General features: G+C 68.9%; 14 protein-coding genes. 8 read left to right on the top strand and 6 right to left on the bottom strand.

What is annotated here, in order from left to right; translation table 11 throughout:
* Positions 1–12 precede the first annotated feature (12 nt).
* Complete coding sequence (locus E0W80_RS09220; protein WP_047524403.1) at positions 13–1,497, top strand: PAS domain-containing sensor histidine kinase; 1,485 nt, start codon at positions 13–15, stop codon at positions 1,495–1,497.
* A 64-nt stretch (positions 1,498–1,561) separates the two neighbouring features.
* Here the strand turns inward: E0W80_RS09220 and E0W80_RS09215 are convergent, their stop codons facing one another.
* On the bottom strand, positions 1,562–1,810 hold the full coding sequence (locus E0W80_RS09215; protein WP_017203224.1) for a WhiB family transcriptional regulator: 249 nt from the start codon (positions 1,808–1,810) through the stop codon (positions 1,562–1,564).
* 229 nt (positions 1,811–2,039) lie between these two features.
* Between E0W80_RS09215 and E0W80_RS09210 the strand changes: the two genes are divergently transcribed.
* Positions 2,040–2,426 carry a hypothetical protein gene (locus E0W80_RS09210; protein ID WP_227991555.1) on the top strand — a complete coding sequence of 129 codons (387 nt, stop codon included), beginning with the start codon at positions 2,040–2,042 and terminating at the stop codon, positions 2,424–2,426.
* Between the two features lie 51 nt (positions 2,427–2,477).
* Here E0W80_RS09210 and bcp read toward each other — a convergent pair whose 3' ends face one another.
* From bcp to aroA, 3 genes are read right to left on the bottom strand one after another with little or no spacing between them, the layout of a single operon-like run.
* Entirely contained in the window at positions 2,478–2,951 is a 474-nt protein-coding gene (gene bcp, locus E0W80_RS09205; protein WP_047524401.1) for a thioredoxin-dependent thiol peroxidase, read from the bottom strand.
* 9 nt (positions 2,952–2,960) lie between these two features.
* Entirely contained in the window at positions 2,961–4,031 is a 1,071-nt protein-coding gene (gene rsgA, locus E0W80_RS09200; protein WP_131492203.1) for a ribosome small subunit-dependent GTPase A, read from the bottom strand.
* 2 nt (positions 4,032–4,033) lie between these two features.
* Entirely contained in the window at positions 4,034–5,350 is a 1,317-nt protein-coding gene (gene aroA / locus E0W80_RS09195; RefSeq protein WP_131492202.1) for a 3-phosphoshikimate 1-carboxyvinyltransferase, read from the bottom strand.
* 70 nt (positions 5,351–5,420) lie between these two features.
* Here aroA and E0W80_RS09190 point away from each other — a divergent pair, with 70 nt between their 5' ends.
* Genes E0W80_RS09190 through E0W80_RS09180 form a run of 3 tightly spaced genes read left to right on the top strand, consistent with a single transcriptional unit; the run spans position 5,421 to position 7,660 of the window.
* Positions 5,421–6,083 carry a sigma-70 family RNA polymerase sigma factor gene (locus E0W80_RS09190; RefSeq protein ID WP_047524398.1) on the top strand — a complete coding sequence of 221 codons (663 nt, stop codon included), beginning with the start codon at positions 5,421–5,423 and terminating at the stop codon, positions 6,081–6,083.
* Positions 6,080–6,325, top strand: a complete 246-nt coding sequence (locus tag E0W80_RS09185) for a zf-HC2 domain-containing protein (RefSeq protein WP_047524397.1) — start codon at positions 6,080–6,082, stop codon at positions 6,323–6,325. The genes E0W80_RS09190 and E0W80_RS09185 overlap by 4 nt, the downstream gene beginning before the upstream one ends.
* Positions 6,326–6,358: 33 nt before the next feature.
* A complete protein-coding gene (locus tag E0W80_RS09180) occupies positions 6,359–7,660 on the top strand; it encodes a GNAT family N-acetyltransferase (protein WP_131492201.1) in 1,302 nt (433 codons plus the stop codon).
* A 67-nt stretch (positions 7,661–7,727) separates the two neighbouring features.
* Here E0W80_RS09180 and E0W80_RS09175 read toward each other — a convergent pair whose 3' ends face one another.
* Complete coding sequence (locus E0W80_RS09175; protein ID WP_131492200.1) at positions 7,728–11,414, bottom strand: multifunctional oxoglutarate decarboxylase/oxoglutarate dehydrogenase thiamine pyrophosphate-binding subunit/dihydrolipoyllysine-residue succinyltransferase subunit; 3,687 nt, start codon at positions 11,412–11,414, stop codon at positions 7,728–7,730.
* A gap of 160 nt (positions 11,415–11,574) precedes the next feature.
* Here E0W80_RS09175 and E0W80_RS09170 point away from each other — a divergent pair, with 160 nt between their 5' ends.
* From E0W80_RS09170 to E0W80_RS09160, 3 genes are all read left to right on the top strand, one after another.
* The gene (locus E0W80_RS09170; RefSeq protein WP_131492199.1) at positions 11,575–13,029 is read left to right on the top strand and encodes a GuaB1 family IMP dehydrogenase-related protein; all 1,455 of its coding nucleotides are present in this window, start codon (positions 11,575–11,577) and stop codon (positions 13,027–13,029) included.
* Between the two features lie 112 nt (positions 13,030–13,141).
* Positions 13,142–14,458 (top strand): hemolysin family protein, encoded by a 1,317-nt coding sequence (locus E0W80_RS09165; protein WP_131492198.1) that lies wholly within the window; start codon positions 13,142–13,144, stop codon positions 14,456–14,458.
* Positions 14,455–15,516 carry a hemolysin family protein gene (locus E0W80_RS09160; RefSeq protein WP_047524382.1) on the top strand — a complete coding sequence of 354 codons (1,062 nt, stop codon included), beginning with the start codon at positions 14,455–14,457 and terminating at the stop codon, positions 15,514–15,516. Before E0W80_RS09165 ends, E0W80_RS09160 begins: the two co-directional genes overlap by 4 nt.
* A 68-nt stretch (positions 15,517–15,584) precedes the next feature.
* On the opposite strand, the gene E0W80_RS09155 is transcribed toward E0W80_RS09160, so the two are convergent.
* Positions 15,585–16,652: an NADH:flavin oxidoreductase/NADH oxidase gene (locus E0W80_RS09155; RefSeq protein ID WP_131492197.1), complete on the bottom strand. Its 1,068-nt coding sequence runs from the start codon at positions 16,650–16,652 to the stop codon at positions 15,585–15,587.
* Positions 16,653–16,664 lie beyond the last annotated feature (12 nt).

The following is a 16,664-nucleotide window of genomic DNA, read 5'->3' as shown; positions in this document are numbered from 1 at the left end:
TAGGCTGGAAGGGTGTCAACCCTCAGCGATCTCGCCCATGCCCAGGGTCTCCTGACCGACAGCGATGTGGAGTGGCTCCATCGTCTCGCCGGAGACGGACAGCTCCTCGCCGATCTCGCGTCCGCCGACATCGTCATCTGGATCCAGACCGAGGATGGCTCCTTCATCGCGGTCGCGCACGCACGCCCGAGTGGTGCGGCCACGCTCTTCTATCGTGACATCGTCGGGGAGCGGGTGCGGCCTCAGTGGCGTACGCAGGTGCAGGGCGCTTTCGAGTCGGCCGAGATCGTGGATTCCTCATCGCCGGACTGGTTCGAGGAGACGCCGACGCGGGTCCGAGCCGTGCCGATCGTGCCCGAACGCCGAGATACAGGCACAGCCCCCACAGCGATCGGCGTGGTCACCAGACACACCAACCTGGGTGAGCTGCGGACGCCGTCTCGCCAGCAGATCACCTTCGACGAGTGCGCGAACGACCTGTTCCGGATGATCGCGGACGGGAGCTTCCCCGACCTCGCAGCACCGACCTCGCCGCGCCGAGGCGCCCCTCGCGCGTCGGACGGCCTGATCCGCATCGACGTGGACGGGATCAGCACGTTCGCGAGTCCGAACGCTCTGTCCGCCTTCAACAGGATGGGCTTCGACGACGAACTCGAGGGGGAGTCCCTCGCCGAAGTCACCACGCGTTTGGTGCCGCCTTCGCGGCAGGTCGACGAGTCACTCCCGGTCGTCGTCACAGGGCGCGCCCCCTGGCGGACCGACATCGAGGCGCGGGGTGTCACGGTGTCCTTGCGTGCGATCCCGCTGAAGGACCACGGCACCCGCATCGGGGCGATCGTGCTGTGCCGCGATGTGTCGGAACTCCGTCACCAGGAGCAGGAGCTCATCACCAAGGATGCGACGATCCGCGAGATCCACCACCGGGTGAAGAACAATCTGCAGACGGTGGCCTCGCTGCTGCGGATCCAAGCCCGCCGCACGCACTCCGATGAGGCCAGAGACGCGCTCACACAGGCCATGCGCCGTGTCGACGCCATCGCGGTGGTGCATGACACGCTCGCGCAGGGACTCACGCAGAAGGTCGATTTCGACGAGGTTTTCCACCGCGTGCTCAAGCTCGTGGCGGAGGTGGCATCGGCGCCGAGCACCCGCGCGCGCACGCAGTCGACCGGGCGCTTCGGTGTGCTTCCGAGCGAGTATGCGACACCGCTCGCTCTCGCGCTCACCGAGGTCGTGACCAACGCGGTCGAGCACGGTCTGGCAGGCCAAGAGGGCATCGTGACCATCGACGCCAAGCGCACGGAGGAGAACCTCCGCGTGACGGTGCGCGATACCGGTCTGGGCCTGCCGGAAGGCCGGATCGGTCAGGGGCTCGGGACGCAGATCATCCGCACACTCATCCAGGGCGAGCTCGGCGGCACGATCGAGTGGCGGGGGAGCGACGGCGAGGGCACCGAGGTGGTCATCGACATCCCGCTCCGCTGGCTCGACCGCTGAGGGCCGGCGCTCCCGGCACACGCGAAAGCGGCCCGAGAGTCGATCTCGGGCCGCTTTCGGAAGTTCAGGAGGCGCGGCGGGCGCGAGCGGCGCGGCGCTTCAGCGCACGGCGCTCGTCTTCGGAGAGGCCGCCCCAGACGCCCGAGTCCTGACTGGTCTCGAGGGCGTACTGCAGGCAGATCTCGGTGACCGTGCAGGTGGCGCAGACGGTCTTCGCCTTCTCGATCTGGTCGACGGCCGGGCCGGTGTTCCCCACGGGGAAGAAAAGCTCGGGGTCGACAGTCAGGCAGGCGGCCTTATCGCGCCAGTCCATGGGGGCTCCTCGGTGTGGATTTCAAGAGATGTCGCGGTGCGATTTCTCGGATTCGGGTAGCTGTTCGGGTTCGGCTACCCTGTTGAGATGCGGACGGAATGCCGCGAATTGTGATGCGAGCGTGAACGCCCGCCCCACGCCGCTGTGGGAGCACATGACTTTCTCTATTCTGTTACATGAATACCCTGAAATCAAGGGTTTTCTCCTCTTTCGATCCTTGGGAGACACTGTGCGCGCACCCGGAATCGCCCTCGCGGCCGCAGGGGTCCTTGCCCTCGAAGCGGTGGCGCTCCTGGTGTTCGCGATCATCGAACTCGCGGGTCTCGGAGCGGGCGACGCGTCGTCGCTGCCGACCGCCATCGCGCTCATCGTTCTCACGCTGATCGGTGCGGCCGCTCTCGCAGCATTCGCGTTCGGAACGCGCGCCGGCAAGTCGTGGGCGCGTTCGGGAGGAGTGGTGCTCCAGGTGCTGGCCGTCGCGCTCGCCCTGGCGTCCCTGACGGTTCAACCGGTCTCCTGGACGTTCACCCTCGGCGTCGGACTTCCGGCTCTGCTCGGGTTCGCCCTGCTCATCACGAGCGCACGACGAGAAGGCGCGCAGCGCGCGCCGGAGTGAGCTCCGTGCGGTGCCCGCGTCGACGCCGCGGCCGCGCCGCCGCCAACCGGGTCAGGCGTCGATGCCGAGTTGCTTGCGCAGCCGCGCCACGTGGCCGGTGGCCTTGACGTTGTAGAGGGCGATGTCGATCTTCCCGTCCTCATCGAGGACGAACGTGGAGCGGATGACTCCTTCGACGACCTTGCCGTAGTTCATCTTCTCGCCCCAGGCGCCGTAGGCGACATGGACCGAGTGGTCGGGGTCGCTGAGGAGGGGGAACGTGAGGGCGTCCCGCTCGCGGAACTTCGCCAAGGTCGCCGGCTCGTCGCGTGAGATGCCGATGACCCGGTAGCCGGCGCCCTGGAGCGAGGAGATGCTGTCGCGGAAGTCGCAGGCTTGGGTGGTGCATCCGGGCGTCATCGCCGCCGGATAGAAGTACAGCACGGTCTTCTCGCCGCGCAGGTCTGCCAGACGGACGAGGTTCCCGTCCTGGTCGAGGAGGGAGAAGTCGGGGGCTGCGGTACCGGGTTCCAGGCGCTGGGTCACGCCTCCAGCCTACCGGCCGGGGGCCTGCTCCGCCTTGTCGGCGAAGGTCTGCAGCAGTCGCTGGAGCGAGTCGAGGCGCGCGCGCCCGGTCTCGCCCAGCTCGCCCCGATCGGCGGCTTCGATGAGCGCGCAATCGGGAGCGTCCGCCAGGTGCGTGCAGCCACGCGGGCAGTTCTCCGCGATCTCGGCGAGTTCGGTGAAGGCCGCGAGGATGTTCGCCGGATCCACGTGACCGAGACCGAAGGAGCGGACGCCGGGGGTGTCGATCACCCAGCCGGTCCCTTCGGCGCCCTGGTACCGGAGCGACACCGTGGAGGAGGAGGTGTGTCGCCCCCGTCCGGTGACCTGGTTCACGTGACCCGTGGCGCGTCCGGCCGTCGGGACGAGCGCGTTGACGAGGGTGGACTTGCCGACGCCGGAGTGCCCGACGAAGACGGTCGAGTGCCCGACCAGGGCGGCGCCGATCTCGTCCACCGGCATCTCTTCCTGTGCGCTCGTGAACACCCGCAGGTCGAGGCCGTCGAAATGGGTGAGGAACTCCGTCGGGTCCGCGATGTCCGTCTTCGTCACGACGAGAAGGGGGCGGATCCCGGCGTCGAGAGCCGCGACCAGGTAACGGTCGACGAGACGCGCACGCGGCTCCGGGTCGGCAGCCGCCACGACGACGAGCATCTGGTCGGCGTTCGCGACGATCACCCGCTCGACCTGGTCCGTGTCGTCGGCGCTGCGCCGGAGGAGGGACGTACGCTCCACGATGCCGACGATGCGGGCGAGCGTTCCCTCGTCACCGGAGGTGTCGCCGACCACGCGTGCCTGATCGCCGGTGACGATGGGCATGCGACGCAGCTCCCTGGCCCTGGTCGTGGTGATCATGCGCTCGTCGGGGGTGTCTTCGCCGACGAGCACGGAGTAGCGACCGCGGTCTACGCCGAGCACCCTGCCGACTTCGGCATCCTCATGCGCAGGGCGACGCTTGGTCCTGGGGCGGTTGGCCTTCGGGTTGGGACGGGTGCGGATGGTGCTCTCGTCGTAGTCCTCGAAGTCGTCGTCGAGGTCGTCGGTGTCGTCGAGCCAGCTCACCGTCAGCCCCGCAGCATCCGCTCCCAGAGCATCGTGAACTCCGGGAGGGTCTTGGCGGTCGTGCCGATGTCGTCGATCACGACGCCGGGGACACGCAGCCCGATGAGTGCGCCGGTCGTGGCCATGCGGTGGTCGTGGTGCGCCGCCCACTCTCCTCCGTGCAGCGGGCGCGGGATGATCCGCAGCCCATCCGGGAGTTCCTCGGCCTCCCCGCCGAGCGCGCGGAGGTTGCCGATCAACGCGGCGATCCGATCCGTCTCGTGAAGGCGGATGTGGCCGATGCCGCGAATCGTGGTGGGGGTCTCGGCGAAGGCGGCGAGGCCGACGAGCGTCGGGGTGAGTTCGCTCGCTGCCGAGAGGTCGAGATCGAGGCCGCGGATGCTCGAGCCGGCTCGCACCGTGAGCGTGCCGCCGTGGCGTCCGACATGGGCACCGAAAGCCTGCAGGATATCCGGCAGCATTGCGCCCGGCTGTGTGGAGTGCGCGGGCCAACCGGTGACAGCCACCGAACCGCCGGTGACGAGTGCCGCGGCGAGGAACGGCGCCGCGTTCGAGAGATCGGGTTCGATCGCGAGCTCCTTGGCGCGCGGCACGCCGGCCTCGACGAGCCACTCACCGACGGCGGGACGCTCGATGCGGATGCCGCGACGGCTCAGCGCCTCGATGGTCATGTCGATGTGGGGCAGGCTCGGGAGGTGTTCGCCGGTGTGCACGAGGTGCAGCCCGACATCGAACCGGGGAGCGGCGAGCAGGAGACCGGAGACGAACTGGCTCGATGCGGAGGCGTCGACCTCGACGCGGCCGCCACGGATGCGTCCGTGACCGCGAATGGTGAACGGGAGGGACCAGGTGCCTTCATCGTCGATGTCGACGCCCAGGTCGCGGAGGGCGCTGATGAGTCCGCCCATCGGTCGGTGCAGGGCCGTCTCGTGGGCGGTGAGGTGCACGTCGTGCTCGGCGAGCCCCGCGAGCGGAGCGATGAAGCGCATCACGGTACCGGCTTGTCCGCAGTCGATCGTCGTGCCGCCGCTGAGCTTCGCCGGGGTGACGACCAGGTCGGGACCGAACTCGTGACCGGCCTCCACCTCCTCGATGCCGACGCCGAGCGCGCGCAGCGCATCGACCATACGGGCGGAGTCGTCGGAGTGCAGCGGCGCGATCAGCCGGCCGGGGCCGTCTGCGATCGCGGCGATCATCAGCTCGCGGTTCGTCAGCGATTTCGAGCCGGGGATCGTGAGCTCGGCACGCACGGGCGCATCGGTGGTGGGCGCAGGAAAGGCACCCTGCACGCGGATGGGGGAATACCTGTTGGCGCTCATCGGTTCTCACCTTAGTAAACGCAGGGATCTTCGGCGCGACAGACGAGGCTCCCGAGGTGAAGGAGAGAGAATGCCGGCGACGTTGGAGCGCGAGGTGATCGACCTCAGCGGCCTAGACTGGCCGGTGATGGACGACACCGCAACCGCAGACACCGTCAGCGACCCTCGGCGCGAGTTCGAGGAGCAGGCGATCCCTTTCATGGATCAGCTCTATGCCGCCGCGATGCGCATGACGCGCAATCCGGCGGACGCCGCAGACCTCGTGCAGGAGACGTTCGTGAAGGCGTACGGCTCCTGGTCGACGTTCTCGCAGGGGACGAATCTCAAGGCGTGGCTGTACCGCATCCTCACGAACACGTACATCAACATCTACCGCAAGCGGCAGCGCGAGCCGTTCCAGGGCACGATCGACGAGCTCGAGGACTGGCAGCTCGGCGGTGCGGAGTCGACCACCGCGTCGCACAGTCGTTCGGCGGAGGCGGAGGCGATCGACCGGATGCCGGCCTCGGTCGTCAAAGACGCTCTGCAGGCCGTCCCGGAGGACTTCCGACTCGCGGTGTACCTCGCTGACGTCGAGGGATTCGCGTACCAGGAGATCGCGGACATCATGAAGACGCCCATCGGCACCGTGATGAGCCGCCTGCACCGTGGCAGGCGGATGCTGCGGGAGCTGTTGGCAGACTACGCCGCCGAGCGGGGCATCGCCGCGGCTGACACGAGGAGCAAGGGATGAGCGACTGCGGCTGCGAGAAAGCGCGTCAGGATCTGGAGGAGTACCTCCGCAACGAGGTGTGCAAGACCGAGCACACCGAGATCCGCGAGCATCTGGAGAACTGCCCCTCGTGCCGTGACGAGGCGCTGGTGGCGACGACCCTCACCGAGGTCATCGCCCGCGCCTGCAAGGAGACGGCTCCGGAGCAGCTGCGCGATCAGGTGTTCGCGCGTCTGCGTGAGGCTCAGGCCGCGCAGCACTGACGTCGCGTCCGACCGCCTCGGTAGTGTGGATGGATGAGCTCCATCGATGCGCGGGACGTGACCGCAGACCCCACTTCGACTGAACGCCTGGCGACCTCCGGGCTCGAATACCGGGTCGTCGATCTGTCGGACGACACCCGTTCGGCGGCATTCCAACGCGCGGTGGACCGCGGGTTCCTGGGAGCCGAGCCGACGGGCGACATGATCGCCCAGGTCACCAAGACCTTCGCGGCTCGGCGCAACATCGGCGTGTTCGAGCCCGACGCGACGGATGCGACGCTTCCGATCGCGACCACGAACGCCTGGATCACGCCGCTCACGCTCCCGGGCGGCGGCGAGATCGACATGTGGGCGATCAGCGCGGTCACCGTCGCGGCGACGCACCGGCGCCGCGGGATCGCGCGGGCTCTGCTGGAGGGCGAGTTGCGAGCCGCAGCATCGGCCGGCGTTCCCGTCGCGGGCCTCACCGTCTCCGAGGCGACGATCTACGGGCGCTACGGCTTCGGCTCCGCGATACCGGTCGCACGGCTGACCGTGAACACGCGGCGTGCGGGATGGGGCGGTGCGACGCCCCCCGGGCGCCTCGAGTATGTCGATCGCGACACGCTGGCCGCCGACCTCGGGACCGTGCACGAGCGTGCGCGTCGACAGGTCCCCGGGCAGATCCCGGGCTGGCAGGGCCGATGGGAAGGGTACTCGGGAGTCGCGCCGACACCGGATCGGGACCAGGCCAGGGGAGTGCGCTACCTCGACGAGGACGGAGTGCTCCGCGGCGTCCTGGCGTACACGGTGAGCGAGGCGAGCGGCACCTTCCGGTTCCGGATGGACGTGCGTCTGCTCGTCGCCGAGACGGCCGATGCACGCACCGCGCTCTGGCGCTTCGTGCTGCAGCACGATCTGGTCGACGAGGTCGTCGCCGACCTCCGTCCGCTGGATGACCCGCTGCCGTGGCTCGTCGCCGATCCGCGTGGCGTGAAGCAGGAGGTGCATGACCACGGCTGGCTGCGCATCCTCGACCTCCCGGCCGCCCTCACCGCGCGGGGCTATTCGGCACCGCTCGACACGGTCCTGCGGGTCGAGGACCCGTTGGGATTCACCGCCGGCGACTGGCGGCTGCGCGTGGACGAGTCGGGCATCGCCACCGTCGAGGAGGCGCACGGAGGCTCCGCCGACATCGAGCTCGACGTCTCAGCGCTGTCGTCGCTCTACGCCGGTGGGGTTCGGGCGTCCTCGTTGCACGGTGCCGGCCGTCTCACCGGGGATCGTGCCGCGATCGACGCCTTCGACAAGGCGCTGGTCGCGTTCCCGTCGCCCTCGCTCGACATCTGGTACTGACCGGAGCTGGACGGAAACGAGGACGGGCGCCGCGACCGAAGTCGCGGCGCCCGTCCTCGTCTGCGGATCAGTCGAGCGTGACGGCCTCGTGGATCAGTTCGGCCTGCTCGGCCGCGTGCACCTTCGACGAGCCCGTCGCCGGCGAGGCGGACGCGGGGCGCGAGACGGGACGGAACGACCGGTCTCCCGGGACGTCCGCGAAGGCGAGCGCGAGGAACGGCCAGGCGCCCTGGTTCTCCGGCTCCTCCTGGACCCACACGAGCTCGGCGCCGGGGTAGGAATCGGTGATCGTCTTGAGCTCGTCGATCGGCGTCGGGTACAGCTGCTCGAGCCGGACGAGCGCGACCTCGGGGTTCGGGTTCTTCTCGAGCTCGGCGCGCAGATCCCAGTGCACCTTGCCCGAGTGCACGAGCACGCGCTTGACGGCAGCGCGGTCGAGACCGCGGTCGTCGTCGATGACCGGTTCGAACCGACCCTGGGTGAAGGCCTCGACCGGGCTCGTCGCGCCCCGCAGGCGCAGCATCGCCTTCGGAGTGAAGACGATCAGCGGCTTGCGCGGACGGGCGTACGCCTGGCGCCGCAGGAGGTGGAAGTACGACGCGGGCGTCGACGGACGGGAGACGATCATGTTCTCCTGCGCGCACAGCTGCAGGAAACGCTCGATCCGCGCCGAGGAGTGGTCGGGGCCCTGGCCCTCGTAGCCGTGGGGGAGGAGCAGGGTCACGCTGGACTGCTGGCCCCACTTCTGCTCGGCTGCCGAGATGTACTCGTCGATGACCGACTGAGCACCGTTCACGAAGTCGCCGAACTGTGCTTCCCACAGGACGAGGGCTTCCGGCGCCTCCACCGAGTAGCCGTACTCGAACCCGAGGGCGGCGTACTCGCTCAGCAGCGAGTCGTAGACGAAGAAGCGGCCCTGGGCGTCCGACAGGTTCGACAGCGGCAGCCACTCCTGGCCGTTCGCGCGGTCGTGCAGGGTCGCATGCCGCTGCACGAAGGTGCCGCGACGCGCATCCTGGCCCGCGAGTCGCACCGGAGTGCCCTCGACGAGCAGGGAGCCGAAGGCCAACAGCTCTCCGAAGCCCCAGTCGATGCCTCCGTTGCGGCTCATGTCGAGACGCTTCTCCAGCAGCTGCTGGATCTTCGGGTGCACCGTGAAGCCGCCGGGCTTGTTCACGAACGCGTCACCGATCAGCTGGATGACCTCGCTCGGCACACCCGTCACGTCCGGAGCACCGACCGTGTCATCGACGGGCGGGGCGTCCGGGGTCACGTCCAGGGCGCCGGTCTCGGCTGCGTGCGTCTCGGCGAAGGCGATCTCCAGACGGTTCTGGAAGTCCGCCTTGGCCTCGTCGTACTCCTGCTCCGTGATGTCGCCACGACCGACGAGCGACTCCGTGTACAGGCGGCGCACCGAGCGCTTGGCCTGGATGAGGTCGGTCATGAGCGGCTGCGTCATCGAGGGGTCGTCACCCTCGTTGTGGCCGCGTCGGCGGTAGCAGACGAGGTCGATCACGACGTCGCGGTGGAAACGCTCGCGATACTCGAACGCGAGCTGGGCGACGTGGATGACGGCCTCGGGGTCGTCGCCGTTCACATGGAACACCGGCGCCTGGATCGTCTTGGCCACATCGGTCGAGTAGATCGAGGTGCGACCGTCGTTCGGGGTGGTGGTGAAGCCGACCTGGTTGTTCACGACGACGTGGATCGTGCCACCCGTGCGGTAGCCGCGCAGCTGCGACATCTGCAGTGTCTCGACCACGACGCCCTGGCCCGCGAAGGCGGCGTCGCCGTGCACGAGGATCGGCAGCCACGCGAAGGTGCCGATCGGCTTGCGGTCCTGCTTGGCGCGGACGATGCCCTCCAGCACCCCGTCGACCGTCTCGAGGTGCGACGGGTTGGCGGCGAGGTAGACCGGAAGCTCGGACTCGTCATCGGCGACGAAGGTTCCCTCGGTGCCGAGGTGGTACTTCACATCGCCGGAGCCGCGCTGGTTGCCGGGGGTCTGCGTGCCTTCGAACTCACGGAACACCTGACCGTACGTCTTGCCGGCGATGTTGGTGAGCACGTTGAGTCGGCCACGGTGGGCCATGCCGATGGCCGCGCCCTCGAGCCCGGCGGTGGCTGCGCCCTGGAGGATCTCGTCGAGGAGCGGGATCAGAGACTCCCCGCCCTCGAGGGAGAAGCGCTTCTGACCCACGAACTTCGTCTGCAGGAAGGTCTCGAACGCTTCGGCCTCGTTGAGCTTGCGGAGAACCCGCAGCTGCTCGTCGTGGCCGGGCTTCTGGTACTTGACCTCGACCTTCTCCTGGAACCAGCGGCGCTGCTCCGGATCCTGGATGTGCATGTACTCGATGCCGAGGGTGCGGCAGTACGAGTCGCGGAGCACACCGAGGATGTCGCGGAGCTTCGCGACGCGGCGACCGCCGAACCCTCCGGTGACGAACTCGCGGTCCAGGTCCCAGAACGTGAGGCCGTGGCTCTCGATCTCGAGGTCGGGGTGCGAGCGCTGCACGTATTCGAGCGGGTCGATGTCGGCCATCAGATGACCGCGCACGCGGAACGAGTTGATCAGCTCCTGCACGCGGGACTGCTTGTCGACGCGCTCGGCGAGGTCCACCGCGATGTCGGGGTTCCAGCGGATCGGGGCGTAGGGGATGCGCAGCGCGGCGAAGATGTCGTCGTAGAAGCCGCGCTGGCCGATGAGCAGCTCGTGCACCTTCTTGAGGAACTCGCCGGACCCCGCACCCTGGATGACGCGGTGGTCGTAGGTGCTGGTGAGCGTGATGGTCTTGCCGATCGCGAGCTCGTTGAGGGTCTTCTCGCTGGCGCCCTGGAACTCGGCCGGGTACTCGAGGGCACCGGCTCCGATGATGCAGCCCTGGCCCTTCATCAGGCGAGGCACGGAGTGCACGGTGCCGATACCGCCGGGGTTGGTGAGGGAGACCGTGGTGCCCTGGAAATCGCCCGCGGTCAGCTTGTTCCCGCGGGCGCGCGTGACCAGGTCTTCATAGGCGGAGAGGTATTCGGTGAACGACATGGTGTCGGCGCGCTTGATGCTGGGCACCATGAGAGCGCGCGTGCCGTCGGGCTTGGGCAGGTCGATCGCGATGCCGAGGTTGACGTGGGCCGGGGCGACGACGGAGGGCTTGCCGTCGACCTCGGCATAGAACACGTTCTGGCTGCGGAACTCGTCGAGCGTGCGGATGAGAGCCCAGCCGATGAGGTGGGTGAAGCTGATCTTGCCGCCACGGGTGCGTGACATGTGGTTGTTGATGACGATGCGGTTGTCGATCATCAGCTTCGCCGGCACGGTGCGCACGCTGGTCGCGGTCGGGACGGTCAGGGACTCGTCCATGTTGGCGGCCAACGTCTTCGGCAGGCCGCGCAGAGGGGTGACCTTGTCCTCTTCGACGACGTCCGTGGTGTCCTTCGCCTCGGGCTTCGGCGCGGGCTTGGGAGCCTGGGCGGGGATCGGCGCCGTCGCGGCCGGCTTGGCCGTGGTACGTGCCACGGGCTGCGAGCCGATCACGGGGATCGGGGCGGTGACGGGATGTGCCTGCGCAGCAGCCGTCGCCGTGCCCGTGGAAGGAGCCGCGGACGCCGCGTCGGAGTGGTACTTCTCCAGGATCGGCCACCACTCCTTGTCGACGGAGTCGCGGTCCACCTTGAACTGCTCGTAGAGCTCTTCAACGAGCCAGGAATTGGCTCCGAACCCCCCGTCGCCGTTGACGCCGGTCACCTGGTTCGACACGCTCGATCGCCCTCTTTCATCGCTGAAGCTCTCTGGTGCGGACGTCGTCGCAGGATGCGTTCGGGCCCGCACGCTCTCGACCAACAAGCCTAACGTGTTTCGCTCGGGGATTCGTCGAAGCCATGCGCCCGTGGCGAGGGGATCTGGGTACCGTGGAGACATGGAATTCTCAGGAGCGCAGCCGGCCGTCGATCTGACCTATTCGGACGTCTTCCTCGTGCCGCGCCGATCCGCGGTGAGCAGCCGCCTCCAGGTCGATCTGGCGCCCCTGGACGGCACCCCCGCGACCCTGCCCATCGTCGCCGCCAACATGAACTCCGTGACGGGTCCGCGCATCGCGGCGGTGCTCGCGCGACGCGGCGCTCTCGGTGTTCTTCCGCAGGACCTGCCGTTGCAGGATCTCGACTCCGCGATTCGCGAGGTGAAGGCGCAGCCGGTCCTCTGGGACACCCCGATCGTGCTGCCGCCGGAAGCGTCCGTCGCCGATGCGCTCCGCCTGCTTCCGGCGACGAGCGGACACGGGATCGTCGTGGCCCGCGGCGACGCACCGATCGACGTGGGGCGCATCGTCGGCATCCTCCCCGCAGTCCGACTCGCCACGGCGCTGCCGGATGCGCAACTGGGCGACCTCGTCCATCGGGGTACGCCGTCGATCGATGCCGACGACATCGGTTCGGAGCGGCACGCGTTCGACGTCATCACCGACGCCGGTGTCGAGATGGTGACGGTGATCCACCACGGTCACCTCGTGGGCACTCTGAGCGCACGCAGCGCCTTGCGGTCCACTCTCTACCGGCCGGCGCTCGACGCTGACGGTCGTCTGGCGGTGGCCGCGGCCGTCGGCATCAACGGCGACGTCGCCGCCAAGGCGAGGGCACTCGCCGGAGCAGGCGTCGACGTGCTCGTCGTCGACACGGCACACGGACACCAGGAAGGCATGCTGCGGGCGCTTCGCGCGGTCGCCGATCTCGACCTGGGGCTCCCGATCGTGGCGGGGAACATCGTCACCGCCGACGGCGTCGCCGACCTGGTCGACGCGGGCGCCTCGATCCTCAAGGTCGGTGTCGGGCCCGGGGCCATGTGCACGACCCGCATGATGACGGCGGTCGGTCGACCGCAGTTCTCGGCGGTCCTCGAGACCGCGCAGGCCGCACGGGAGCTCGGCGCACATGTCTGGGCCGACGGCGGGGTGCGATACCCCCGCGACGTCGCGCTGGCGCTTGCCGCCGGTGCGGCCTCCGTCATGGTCGGCTCCTGGTTCGCGGGAACCATCGAGGCTCCGGGGGAGCTGCAGCACGAGGGCGACGGGCGTCTTTTCAAGGAGTCCTGGGGCATGGCGTCGACCAAGGCGGTGCAGGCGCGGTTCGGCCGGCTCGACGCGTACGAGCGTGCGCGCAAGGAGCTCTTCGCCGAGGGCATCTCCTCGTCGAAGATCTACCTCGACCCCCTGCGGCCCGGCGTGGAGGACCTGCTGGACATGATCACCTCGGGCGTACGTTCGTCGTTCACCTACGCGGGAGCGTCGACCGTGCCCGAGTTCCACGACCGTGCGCTCGTCGGCCTCCAGTCGGCAGCGGGATACGAAGAGGGCAAGGCGCTGCCGGTCAGTTGGTGAGCGCGAGCGCGAGCCCGTCCTCATTCGATACAATCGTCCCCATAATGGACGACCCTCCCAGTTGTAGAACATCGCCCCACTGTCCGCCTCTCTCCTCGGAGAGGAACCTCTGATGGACTACATCATGTTGGGCGTGGGGCTCCTGCTCACGGTCGGCACCGGCCTCTTCGTCGCGAGCGAGTTCGCGCTGGTCAATCTCGACCGCGCCGACCTCGAAGCGCGTCAGGCTCGGGGGGAGTCCCGGCTCTCGCTCACGATCAGTGCCCTCAAGCACACGTCGACCCATCTCTCCGCGGCCCAGCTCGGCATCACGCTGACGACGCTGCTGACCGGTTACACGATGGAGCCGGCGCTGTCGAACCTCCTCCGGCCGACGCTTCTGGCCTGGCGCATTCCGGAAGCCGCCGTCTCGCCCATCGCGACCATCGTGGCGATGTTCATCGCCACCGTGCTCTCGATGATCCTCGGTGAGCTGGTGCCGAAGAACTTCGCGCTCGCTCTTCCCCTCGCCACCGCGAAGCTCGTGGTCCCCTTCCAGATCGCATTCACCACGGTCTTCAAGCCGGCCGTGGTCGTGCTCAACGGCAGCGCCAACGGCGTGCTGCGCAGCATGGGGATCGAGCCGAAAGAGGAGCTCTCCGGCGCGCGGAGTGCGGAGGAGCTCTCCTCGCTGGTCCGGCGCTCCGCCAGCGCGGGCATGCTCGAGGCCGACACGGCCACGCTCCTCGACCGCACTCTGACGTTCTCCCGACTCACCGCGGCCGATGTGATGACCGCCCGCCCGAGCATGCACGCGATCGCCGCCGGTGACTCCACCGACGATGTCATCCAGCTCGCCCGCCGCACCGGGCACAGCCGGTTCCCGGTCTACGACGACGACCTCGACGACATCATGGGCGTCGTGCATCTGAAAGCTGCCATCTCCGTGCCGCGCGAGCGCCGTGCGGAGGTGCCTGTCGGCGCGCTGGCGACCGAGCCCCTCCGTGTTCCGGAGACGGTCCACGTCGACGCCCTGATCTCCGAGCTCCGGGCACGCGGCTACCAACTGGCCGTCGTCGTCGACGAGTACGGCGGAACGGCAGGGCTCGTGACGCTCGAGGACCTCGTCGAGGAGCTGGTGGGCGAGGTCGCCGATGAGCACGACCGCACTCGGGCCGGAGTGATCCGCAACCGTGAGGGCATCACCTTCCCCGGCGAGTTGCGGCCCGATGAGCTGCGTCGTCGCGCCGGGGTCGAGGTTCCGGAGGGCGACGTCTACGACACCGTCGGCGGATACGTCATGAGCGTGCTCGAGCGCGTGCCCTCGGTCGGCGACGAGGTTCCGCTCGACAGCGGCACGCTCCGGGTCGTGCGCATGGACGGCCGACGCGTCGATCGCGTCCGCTACGTGCCGAGTCCGCTCGTCGAGGGAGAGGGGGCCACCCGATGAACGATTGGGCAGGACTCGCCTGGCTCGTCGTGCTTCTCGTCGCGAACGCCTTCTTCGTCGGCGGCGAGTTCGCCGTGATCTCCGCGCGGCGGTCGCAGATCGAGCCCCGCGCCGATCAGGGATCGCGCGCGGCCAAGACGGCGCTGTACGCGATGGAGCATGCGACGCTGATGCTCGCGACCTCGCAGCTCGGCATCACGATCTGCTCGCTGCTCATCCTGAACGTCTCCGAGCCCGCGATCCACCACCTGCTGGCCGTGCCGCTGCATGCCCTCGGCTGGCCGGACGGCGCTGTCGACGCGGTGTCCTTCGCCATCGCGCTGCTGATCGTGTCGTTCCTTCATGTGGTGTTCGGCGAGATGGTGCCGAAGAACCTCGCGTTCTCGGTGCCGGACCGTGCCGTGCTCATCCTCGCCCCGCCCCTCGTGTGGGTGTCGAAAGTGTTCATGCCCGTGATCTGGGTGCTCAACGCGACGGCGAACGGCGTGCTGCGGCTGTTCCGGGTGGAGCCGAAGAATGAGGCGGCATCGACCTTCACCCTCGACGAGGTCGCCACCATCGTCAGCCAGTCGCGGCGTGAGGGCCTGCTCATGGACACCGCGGGAACGGTCGCGGCCGCCGTCGAGTTCACCGACAAGAAGGCGCGAGACGTCGCCGTGCCCCTGAGCGACCTGGTCACGCTTCCGCAGTCGACCACGCCGGACGACATCGAGAAGGCGGTCGCCCGCTACGGGTTCTCGCGCTACGTGATCGTCGACGACGAGTCCGTGCCGATCGGCTACGTGCACTTGAAGGACATCCTCCGGGCCTCGGAGGGCCCCGATGCCGAGGTCAAGATGATCGAACCGGTCCCGGCGAAGCGCATCCACCACATGGTGCCCGTCCAGGAGGACACGGATCTCGAGGACGCCCTCGCGGTCATGCGCCGCGCCGGTCGTCACCTGGCGAAGGTGCGTGACGCGCGGGGGAACACCACCGCGGTGCTGTTCCTGGAGGACATCCTCGAAGAGCTCGTGGGAGAGGTGCAGGACGCGACTCGTCGTTTCCGCGGACGCTGACCCCGATCACACGGACGAAGGCCGCCGGCTCCCCGGGGAGTCGGCGGCCTTCGTGTCTCCGTCCGGGCTCAGCGCCAGTGCGCGCGTTCGTACTGGGGTGGCCATGCGACCTCGGCGCCGAGTTCATGTGCGGCGCGGAGCGCGAAGTGCGGGTCGCGAAGCCACTCTCGGCCGGCGAAGACCGCATCCGCCGCGCCGTCGGCGAGCACCTGCTCGGCCTGGGCGGATGCGGTGATCAGCCCGACCGCCGAGACCGGGATGCGGCCTCCGCGGCGGACGGTCTCGGCGAGAGGGACCTGGTATCCGGGGAACACCTCGATCCGCTGATGGGCCACGAGCCCGCCGCTCGACACGTCGATCAGGTCCGCTCCGCGCTGCGTGGCCCAGTCGGCGACGGCGGACGCCTCATCGGGGACGAAACCGCCTTCGGCGTGGTCGGTGGCCGAGATCCGCACGAAGACCGGCACCTCGGGACCCGCAGCCTCGCGCACAGCGTCCACGACGCGCAGCAGGAGCCGCGCGCGGTTCTCGAGCGAGCCGCCGTACTCGTCGTCTCGCCGGTTCGAGAGGGGGGACAGGAACTGGTGCAGCAGGTAGCCGTGCGCACCGTGGATCTCCAGCACGTCGAAGCCCGCCTCGAGAGCACGTCGCGCGGCGTCGGCGAAGGCCTCGACCACGCGGTCGATCCCGGCGAGGTCGAGGGCGACCGGCGCGTCGAAGCCGTCGAAGGCGATCGCCGACGGCGCAACTGTCGTCCAGCCTCCCTCGGCGGGCGGCACCGACCCCCGCTCCCGTGCCCACGGCCACCACGTCGATGCCTTCCGTCCCGCGTGCGCGAGCTGGATCCCGGCGGACGCCCCACGGTCGTGGATAGCGCGGACGATCGGCGCCCAGGCGTCGCGCTGCTCGTCGCTCCAGAGACCCGCATCGCGCGGCGAGATACGGCCCTCGGGTACCACCGCGGTCGCCTCCGCGACGATCAGTCCGGCGCCGCCTGAAGCGAACTGTGCGAGGTGCGTGTGGTGCCACTCCTGCACCAGCCCGTCGACGGCGCTGTACATGCACATCGGCGAGACCCAGAGGCGATTGCGGAACGTGACGGAACGGATGCTCAGCGGGGAGAAGAGAAGACTCACCGTTCGACGCTA

The organism is Microbacterium sp. PI-1, assembly GCF_004337555.1.
Lineage (GTDB): Bacteria > Actinomycetota > Actinomycetes > Actinomycetales > Microbacteriaceae > Microbacterium > Microbacterium aurugineum.
The sequence above is the reverse complement of the archived record's forward strand: the minus strand, read 5'-3'. Positions and strand labels throughout refer to the sequence as shown.